This window comes from Floridaenema aerugineum BLCC-F46, assembly GCF_041929345.1.
GTDB lineage: Bacteria > Cyanobacteriota > Cyanobacteriia > Cyanobacteriales > Aerosakkonemataceae > Floridanema > Floridanema aerugineum.
In genome coordinates, this window is the sequence record NZ_JBHFNQ010000153.1 from 1 (window position 1) to 7,471 (window position 7,471).

The 7,471-nt window shown below is 39.8% G+C and carries 8 protein-coding genes and 1 pseudogene; 5 read left to right on the top strand and 4 right to left on the bottom strand.

Annotated elements, in window-relative coordinates:
• Positions 1–104: 104 nt before the first annotated feature.
• Together ACE1CC_RS20170 and ACE1CC_RS20175 are read right to left on the bottom strand one after the other, a co-directional pair.
• Positions 105–284, bottom strand: coding sequence for a hypothetical protein (locus tag ACE1CC_RS20170; protein ID WP_413272228.1), 180 nt, complete (start codon positions 282–284; stop codon positions 105–107).
• On the bottom strand, positions 281–640 hold the full coding sequence (locus ACE1CC_RS20175) for a plasmid mobilization protein (protein ID WP_413272229.1): 360 nt from the start codon (positions 638–640) through the stop codon (positions 281–283). Before ACE1CC_RS20175 ends, ACE1CC_RS20170 begins: the two co-directional genes overlap by 4 nt.
• A 341-nt stretch (positions 641–981) precedes the next feature.
• On the opposite strand from ACE1CC_RS20175, the gene ACE1CC_RS20180 reads away from it, so the two are divergent.
• On the top strand, positions 982–1,416 hold the full coding sequence (locus tag ACE1CC_RS20180) for a hypothetical protein (RefSeq protein ID WP_413272230.1): 435 nt from the start codon (positions 982–984) through the stop codon (positions 1,414–1,416).
• 21 nt (positions 1,417–1,437) lie between these two features.
• The gene (locus ACE1CC_RS20185; protein WP_413272231.1) at positions 1,438–2,805 is read left to right on the top strand and encodes a ParM/StbA family protein; all 1,368 of its coding nucleotides are present in this window, start codon (positions 1,438–1,440) and stop codon (positions 2,803–2,805) included.
• Here the strand turns inward: ACE1CC_RS20185 and ACE1CC_RS20190 are convergent.
• Positions 2,772–3,680, bottom strand: a complete 909-nt coding sequence (locus ACE1CC_RS20190; RefSeq protein WP_413272232.1) for a LysR family transcriptional regulator — start codon at positions 3,678–3,680, stop codon at positions 2,772–2,774. The genes ACE1CC_RS20185 and ACE1CC_RS20190 overlap by 34 nt on opposite strands.
• Before the next feature lie 118 nt (positions 3,681–3,798).
• Here ACE1CC_RS20190 and ACE1CC_RS20195 point away from each other — a divergent pair, with 118 nt between their 5' ends.
• The 3 genes from ACE1CC_RS20195 to ACE1CC_RS20205 all read left to right on the top strand — a co-directional run bounded on the left by ACE1CC_RS20195 (position 3,799) and on the right by ACE1CC_RS20205 (position 7,108).
• Positions 3,799–4,260 carry a GNAT family N-acetyltransferase gene (locus ACE1CC_RS20195; RefSeq protein WP_413272233.1) on the top strand — a complete coding sequence of 154 codons (462 nt, stop codon included), beginning with the start codon at positions 3,799–3,801 and terminating at the stop codon, positions 4,258–4,260.
• Between the two features lie 24 nt (positions 4,261–4,284).
• Positions 4,285–5,046, top strand: a complete 762-nt coding sequence (locus tag ACE1CC_RS20200) for a class I SAM-dependent methyltransferase (protein WP_413272234.1) — start codon at positions 4,285–4,287, stop codon at positions 5,044–5,046.
• A gap of 445 nt (positions 5,047–5,491) precedes the next feature.
• Entirely contained in the window at positions 5,492–7,108 is a 1,617-nt protein-coding gene (locus ACE1CC_RS20205) for a serine hydrolase domain-containing protein (protein WP_413272235.1), read from the top strand.
• A 16-nt stretch (positions 7,109–7,124) separates the two neighbouring features.
• Here the strand turns inward: ACE1CC_RS20205 and ACE1CC_RS20210 are convergent.
• A pseudogene (locus ACE1CC_RS20210) lies at positions 7,125–7,471 on the bottom strand (glutathione S-transferase); the annotation flags it as partial.

A 7,471-nucleotide genomic window follows, 5' to 3' on the forward strand; every position in this document is an offset into this window, starting at 1 on the left:
CACCACTAAATAAACTTATAGAATATGTGCAGAACCAAGAGAATCCAGAATAAATCGTTGCTACGCATTTTTATGTTGGTTTCGCTAACCCTACCTAAACTTCGTTATAGGTAGGGACTGCGCTCAACATTTTTGTTCAAAGAACAGATCGCTTCAAATTCCTGCTGCATCCCCAAAATACTTTGCTGTCCCAGGTTGCTGCCTAATAGTTGCGATCGTTCGCGGCTAAAAATATAGCGTAACAATCCCCTGAAGTCAGCACCTTTAGTAGCTTTACCAATCATAATAATTCTTCAGAAGATTTCAAACCCAACAGTTGCGATTGAACTGAACGAACAACTTGTAGAGTATCTACGGTAGTTCGCCTTACCTCCTCAAAAGATGATAAGTTTTGTTCGCTAATTTTTGCAGCTTCGATTAATACGATCGCATGAGATAAACTGAGTGCAACTTTAGCAAGTTGGTGATAAGTGAGTCGGTTAATTTCTGGAATGGGTGTGGAAAAAGTTCTGCGTTCTACACAATGACGAATGTAATCAGATAAAGTCATCGCAGCAGCCGCTGCTTTTTTCTCTATAAGGGATTTTTCCTTTGGGGTAAGACGAACAATAATATTCGTTGTGCGTTTATCGAGCGGCATAACACAGATCGATGTTAATCCTATAACCGTCTATTTTGTCCATCACAGACACTTTAACCATCCCTCTTCAGTAGTGGGTCATGTATTAACATCGACTTAGCTTGCTGCTACCTTTGAAATAAGCTAAACCTTACTCCGGTAACACTTTCTCTCACTGACCAATCATAGCTTTTGACAGAGGTTTTTAGTACATTTAGCACGGCATAAATGGAGGAAATCAGGAGATACAACAGTCCTAATTTTAGATATTTGGTCAAACAGTAACTACATTTATACCGGACAAAATGTACTGAAATTAAGCTGAAATCTCCTTATCGACCGCCTAAATTGTACAAGTAATTATGCCTAAAAAATCTGACTTGGTAATCTACGATGTGAAATTACGATTTGCTGCTACAACCAGAGAAGGGGTAGCCCTTTCCTACATGAAGAATCATCCTTCATCCAAATCAGCCAGAGATCTCTTTGTGCAAATGATGATGGCTTATTGGTTGCCATTTAGTTTAGCAGCAGAAGGTGTAGAAGCTGAAGCATTAAAAATGGCTGGCTTTGAAGCGATTGGCGAACTCGAAAAGCAAATAAATTTAATCAGACGAGTAGTTCTAGAACAAGAAACAGTAATCACCGCGTACATTGAAATCCCTCAAAAAGCCACCCACTCAAAAAATGAAGTAGCTAAACTTTCCCAGGATACAGTAACCTTGGATAATGAGGTTTCTGACTCTAACTTAAACGGCAATTCGTTCATTCCCAAAAAAGCTGCCGACTTGTTTTAATACCACTCTTTTTCTAAAGTTATGGAAGAACTAACCGTTAAAATTTGGGTTGACTTAGGTGGAAGCACGCTGAAAATTTTGCTCGACATTCCCCAGAAATCAACCAAGCCAATTATCATGTCTTCACGAGTAATCAAACTAGATGATTGGTTAGTATCCAATCGGACTGTGGATATCTTAAATATCCCTCCTGAAGCTGATGCCATTGTTCGCTTTGGTAGATGCTATTATGCAGTAGGTAAGCTGGCAGAACAGTATGCTAGTGATGTGACCAACTCCATTGAACTTAAAGAACCAAAGCAGAATACTGCTATTCCGAAACTGCTGGCAATTGTGGGCATTATTAAGCAGAAATATCAACTGCCAACTAAATTCGCTGTCAAACTAACTTTATTACTTCCCTTTCCTGAATATCAGTTCATCAAAGATGGTGGTAATAATTTTTCTGTTGATTTGAAAAAAGCGCTCTCTAATTGGGAATTTAGAGGAGAAGAGTCCTCAGTTACTTTAGTTAATTTTACTTGCAAACCTGAAGGTTCTGGCTTAATTATGTTGCGATATCAGCAACAGCATAATCAACAAGATTGGCTGATTAATCACAAAATCGCTGCCCTAATGTTGGGACATCGAAACACTAGCATTTTGCTCTACGATCGGGGAATACCTAGCGGCTATACTAATAATTTAGGCTTTTACCAAATTATTCAAACTGTAATTGATTCTAGTTTGGGACAAAATGCTGCTGCTCTCACTCAGGCAATTTACAAAGCTAACAATGACATTTCACCTAATAATCCCCATATTCAAGCACTTGCTCTTACTGAGGGGAAAAGTAAACGAGCTGAACTGACTCGTTTGGTAAAAGCGATCGCTTCCGCCCAAAAAAATCGCTGGCAACAGATATCTAGTTGGGCTAAATTGCTAGTCAATGATGTCGATGAACTAATTATCGGTGGTGGCACAGCATTGTTATATCAAAAAGCCATCAGAGAAACTTTCCACTCTACTCCGTTATTTTGGGCAGTAGCAACAGAAAACGAACCAATACCTCAAATCCCACCTCAACCCATTGAGCCATCTGGCAACCGGGAAGAATGGGAACACAAACTCCTCACTGCTAAACCAGGACAAGATGCTTTGAAAGCCAAACAAGCCTTAGAGCAATATGAACAACAACAGGCTGACTACTTAGAGCAGTTAACAGAAGTAGAAGCCGCACTAGCGAGAGAAAAACTTCCCCAAATGCAGTTGCAGCGCCAATCGCAAGCCATGATAGAGGAAATCGCTCAAACATTTTTCTCTCAAGAGGTAGAGAGTGACGAAAAATATTTTCGAGTGACGCAGTTTGTTGATATTTATGGGGTATGGAGTGCCAGCGAAAAAGATTGATCGTATCCAGTTCTAGCTATTTGTAAAAAACGCTCCACCGTAGGTACACAATCAGGTCGCCAAATTAGAGCCAACGCCACCAAGGGAGTTTTCTCTTTTAAAGGCTTGTAAATCACGCCACTACGCTGTAAATTTTGCAAAGAAGCCGGAACAACTGCAATACCCATTTGCGCCGCCACCAAACTAACGATTGTCTGCATTTGAATCGCCTCCTGCACTACATTGGGACTAAAACCCGCTTGTTGGCATAAACTAATAATTGGGTCATACAGTCCCGGAGCCAAAGAACGTTTAAACAAAATAAAAGGCTCATTGACCAGTGATTTTATCGACACCTTCGCTCGCTTTGCTAACCGATGAGACACTGGCATTGCCAACATTAAAGGCTCTTGAAAAATCACTTGAGAATGAATCTCTGGCTGTTCCACAGGCGGACGAACCAATCCAATATCAATCTGTCCGCTGACTAACAACTGCAACTGCTGATTAGTCGTCAGTTCCCGCAATTCCAAACTCACATTAGGAACAGCTTGACGAAAAGCTTGCAAAATAGGCGGTAGGATACTGTACGCCGCAGAACTGACAAAACCAACCACCAATTGTCCCACCTCACCACGACTGGCAAGCCGTCCCATCTCAACTGCTTGCTCAAGGAGCTGCAAAATCTTCTCTGCTTGCACCAAAAATACCCGTCCGGCTTGGGTAAGTTGCACACTCCGCTTAGTCCGATGGAATAGCTCAAAACCCAACTCAGTTTCCAGTTGGCGAATCTGTTGACTTAGCGGTGGTTGAGCAATATGCAACCTTTGAGCAGCACGGCTGAAGTTTAGTTCTGCTGCCACCATAACAAAGTAGTGCAAATGCCGAAGTTCCATAAGTTAGAGACAGTTATATTTTTTAAATATAAATCAACTACTAAATATATATTGGACATGATAACTCAGCTTTTCTATAGTAGTAACTAAGACATCATTAAACATTGCAGAAACTCAAATGCCATCATTAGAAATTACGATTCGCATAGCTACCCTAAAAGACATCAACCTAATCCATTCTTTCATTGCTCAAAAAGCCGAATTTGATGGATTTATTCAACCTTTACAACTCTCTATCGAACAATTACAAAGAACTTTATTTACTGATTCACCACTAGCAGAAGTTCTCTTAGCTGAAGTTAAGCAAACTGCTGTAGGATTTGCCTTAATTTATCCTACTTTTTCCAGTTTTTTAGCCCAAGCAACTCTGTGGATAGATGATTTATTTGTGTTACCTGATATGCGTCATCAAGGAGTAGGAACTGCATTAATCGAGGAAATAGCAGAAATTGCTAAAATCCGTAATTATGGACGAATTGAATGGACAGTTGCTACTCGTAATACTCTAGCAATTAACTTTTATAAAAAGCAGGGTGCCCAAATTTTAGATAATCTTCGTTTGTGTCGAGTTGTAGTTTAATTTGATTGAAATAGGAGGATTAGCATGAGTAACAATATGTGGAATACAGCCTTATATGAAAGCAATCATTCTTTCGTTTGGCAATCTGGAGAATCACTCCTAGAATTACTCTCACCTCAGCCAGATGAACGAATTCTAGATCTGGGTTGTGGTACTGGACATTTGACAGCAAAAATTGCTTCTACAGGTGCAAAAGTTTGCGGTATTGATGCCGATAAAAATATGATTGAACAAGCTCGACAAAACTATCCTAATCTACATTGGGTAATTGCTGATGCTCGGAATTTTCAAGTAGATGAACCTTTGGATGCTGTATTTTCTAATGCTGCATTACATTGGATTAAAGAAGCAGATGCAGTGATTCAATGTATTTATCAAGCACTTAAACCGGGCGGACGTTTTGTGGCAGAATTTGGTGGACGGGGGAATATTGGGGCGATCGCAATCGCACTTTTTACTACAATAGAAAACATGGGATTTGGGAATCCTCAAACACTTAACCCCTGGTACTTTCCCAGTATCGCAGAATATGCGACTCTTTTAGAAAAACAGCAATTTGAAGTTAAATATGCACTATTATTTGAGCGTCCCACACCTTTAGAAGGTGGTCAAGCAGGTATCGCCAACTGGTTACAAATGTTTGCTAATGGCATTTTATCCCAATTATCTCCTCAACAACAAATGCAAGTAATTCAGTCAGTTCAAATGCAGCTACAACCAACTTTATACCGTGATGGGTATTGGATAGCTGATTATCGCCGCATCAGGATTATTGCTGTTAAGTGAAATTCAAATAGAAGAGAAAAATCTTCTATAGTACACTTATACTATAATGATTATTGTTGAGTAAAATATAACTCAATTACAGATGTCTAACCCTGACTTGCATTCTCTACTTCTCCAGTGGACAACTCTTGAACCTCAACGTTGTTGCCAACAAGATGATATACATTTTGAGGTATGCTATTTAGATCAGGCTGACCATCACTGACCAACCTGTTAGTCACGGAAATATTATTGCAGCTGTACTGGCTGGTTGCCAAGAAAATCAAATTTACTGCACAATTGACTACACTCCACGCTATGAAAATATAGCAGCTACCATAGAAGTTGGTTGTATACCCAAGATGTTTCGCTACCGAGACGGCGATGAGGTAATCTCATCCATTCCCACCCTATTGCTAATGGAATATTTATCAAGATTACAAAGAAGGAGTGATAATACAGACGAATGAATAAGTTTCACAAAGCACTCCATCAACTCGACCATTTCATCGGTCAAAAAATGCAGGAGTATCATACTCCAGGTCTAGCTATTGCGATTACAGATCGAGAACAATTGTTACATATTTCCACTTATGGTAAAGCCGACATCGCTGCTGATATTCCTGTCACCCCCGAAACTTTATTTCCTATTGCCTCAATTAGTAAATCTTTCACTAGCATTGCCTTACTTCAACTCTACGAAGCCGGACAATTAAATTTACACGCACCCGTCACTCAATACCTGCCTTGGTTTGGAGTAAAATCTGTCTACGAACCGATTACTATTCATCATTTACTTTCCCATACTGCGGGTATTATCACTGGTAGAGATTTTACGCCTAATTCTCATTATGAAGTTGTCGCTTTAGCACAAACAGAAGTTACTTCACCACCGGGAGAATATTTTCATTATTCTAATGTTGGTTATAAAGCTCTTGGCTGGGTTTTAGAACATTTAATCGGTCAAAGTTACACAGAAATTTTGCGGCAAAGTATTCTTCAACCTTTAGGTATGATTAATACCGAACCTGTGATTACCCACGCTATACGAAACCGATTAGCTGTTGGTTATCAACGCTTTTATGATGACCGTCCTTACTCGCATAATTACCCGCTTGTACCCGCACCTTGGTTGGAATATGCTGCTGGTGATGGTAGTATTGCTTCTACACCTGTAGATATGGCAACTTACCTGCGCTTTTTATTAAATAAAGGATGTACATCGTCAGGGCAACTTATCTCGGAAGATAGTTTTAATTTAATGGTTCAACCAGTAATTAAACTTTATCAGACTGAAGAAGTTTTTTATGGATATGGTTTAGCGATCGAGAAATTTAATAACCAGAATTACATCCTTCATTATGGGGGAACGATCGGTCATCTTTCCAATATTACATTTGATTTGGATAATGGATTGGGAGTTGTTGTCTTGTGCAATAGACCAGGGAATCCTGGGGAAATATCTAGAGTAGCACTCCAGTTGATTACATCTGAACTTTCCGCTCAAGAATTACCTTCATTACCTGCAATTAATCATCCGACAGTAATTGAGAATGCTAATGATTATGCAGGTACTTACTTGGGAGATAACAAACAACTAACTTTCTTTGCTCAAAATCAACATTTAATTTTAGAATACCAGAATAAATATATTATTTTAGAACGGCGTTATGGGGATAGTTTTTATGTTAATCATCCCGACTTTGCGCTTTTTCTTTTAAGTTTTAAACGCTCGGATAATCAAGTAGTAGAAGTGTTTTATGGAGAGCAGTGGTATGCGAGCGATCGCTACACCGGAACCAAGACTTTTAACTATCCCCCCGAATGGTTAGCTTATACAGGACATTACCGTTCTCATAATCCCTGGTACTCCAATTTTCGGATTATTTTACGTCAGGATAAGTTGTGGATAATCTACCCTATTTGGGGAGATGGAGAAGTATTAGTACCGCAAGGAAACGGTGTTTTCCGAATTGGAGAAGATGAACGAACGCCAGAAAGAATCAAATTTGATAGTATGATTAGCGATCGCGCATTACGTGCTACTATTTCCGGTTGTGATTACTATCGTACTTTCCTCTGAAAACTAACATTAATCATTATTTCTTGCCAAAATTAGCTGGGTCTTGATCCCGCCGATGATTAATTGGAATCGGAGTACCTTGACCATTGCCTACCAAAGCCGCAGTTGCCTCTAACGCTTCTCTCAACCGTTTAGCGGCGTAGATAGACATATCTCTGGGTACACTAATGCGCGAGCGCAAATACCGCAAAGCCACATCAGAACCAGTCGGCGGCACGCACGCCTCCCCAGTCATCATATAAGTTAACGCACAACCCAATGCTTCTTCAAACAACTTATCATCAGCTGGATTAACTTTAATAATATTAGCCCGATGCTTCAGTACCCGTTGCAAAGCTTCAGCGCGTGAGGTTTCCGGTTCTG

Excerpts from the sequence above, each read along its gene's own strand:
- ACE1CC_RS20170 (WP_413272228.1), bottom strand. The coding sequence starts at position 284 with ATGATTGGTAAAGCTACTAAAGGTGCTGACTTCAGGGGATTGTTACGC.
- ACE1CC_RS20175 (WP_413272229.1), bottom strand. The coding sequence starts at position 640 with ATGCCGCTCGATAAACGCACAACGAATATTATTGTTCGTCTTACCCCA.
- ACE1CC_RS20180 (WP_413272230.1), top strand. The coding sequence starts at position 982 with ATGCCTAAAAAATCTGACTTGGTAATCTACGATGTGAAATTACGATTT.
- ACE1CC_RS20185 (WP_413272231.1), top strand. The coding sequence starts at position 1,438 with ATGGAAGAACTAACCGTTAAAATTTGGGTTGACTTAGGTGGAAGCACG.
- ACE1CC_RS20190 (WP_413272232.1), bottom strand. The coding sequence starts at position 3,680 with ATGGAACTTCGGCATTTGCACTACTTTGTTATGGTGGCAGCAGAACTA.
- ACE1CC_RS20195 (WP_413272233.1), top strand. The coding sequence starts at position 3,799 with ATGCCATCATTAGAAATTACGATTCGCATAGCTACCCTAAAAGACATC.
- ACE1CC_RS20200 (WP_413272234.1), top strand. The coding sequence starts at position 4,285 with ATGAGTAACAATATGTGGAATACAGCCTTATATGAAAGCAATCATTCT.
- ACE1CC_RS20205 (WP_413272235.1), top strand. The coding sequence starts at position 5,492 with ATGAATAAGTTTCACAAAGCACTCCATCAACTCGACCATTTCATCGGT.